At 46.1% G+C, this 700-nt stretch carries 1 protein-coding gene; it reads right to left on the bottom strand.

Translation table 11 applies throughout. The annotated features are described in order from the left end of the window. Positions 1-8: 8 nt before the first annotated feature. Positions 9-700 (bottom strand): IS3 family transposase (locus tag Q4519_RS21660; RefSeq protein ID WP_303516007.1); only part of this gene is annotated, 692 nt, incomplete at its 5' end.

Genomic DNA, 700 nt, shown 5'->3' with positions numbered 1-700 from the left:
TGTTCTGGTCAACCAAAACTGGACACCTTTAGTTGAGAATTTTCAAACTCCACTGGTGACAGATCACCATTGGCTGAGTGCAGTCGCTCTAAGTTGTAATACTTCATGTAAGCGGCCACATCTTGCTTCATAAACTCCCTTGTTGGCTGATTAACTTTGAATAGCCAATCGTGCTTTAAACTGCCAAAAAAGCGCTCTACAACGGCATTATCCCAACACGCACCCACATCCCCCATACTGGATCTCATTCCATAGCTCGCTAGCAATTTACGGAATTGCTTGCTGGTATATTGTGAGCCACGATCGCTGTGAAACACCAGCCCCTGAGGTGGCAGTCGCAGATTGTAAGCTTTCATTAATGCCTTACTTATCAAATCCGTCGTCATGCGCTTGTCGATGTGCCAGCCTACGATGCGACGCGAATATAAATCCATCACAATGGCTAAATACATCCAGCCTTCACCTGTTTTTAAGTAAGTCACATCGCCTGCCCAAACTTGGTTGGCAGCTGTGGGATTGAAGTTCTGATTCAGTAGGTTGTCAGCCACTGAATCGGAGTGCTTACGCTTTGTTGTGACCTTGTAAGCCAGGCGTTGTGTGACCTTAAGGCGTAAGCGACGCATAATTTTACGAACAAGATAGCGACCAACTTGATAGCCTTCTTTGCGCAATCTCTTTACCATTTCACGGTTCCCCAAGC

Source organism: Motilimonas sp. 1_MG-2023 (assembly GCF_030547455.1).
Taxonomy (GTDB): domain Bacteria; phylum Pseudomonadota; class Gammaproteobacteria; order Enterobacterales; family CBDFNC01; genus Motilimonas.
The sequence above is the reverse complement of the archived record's forward strand: the minus strand, read 5'-3'. Positions and strand labels throughout refer to the sequence as shown.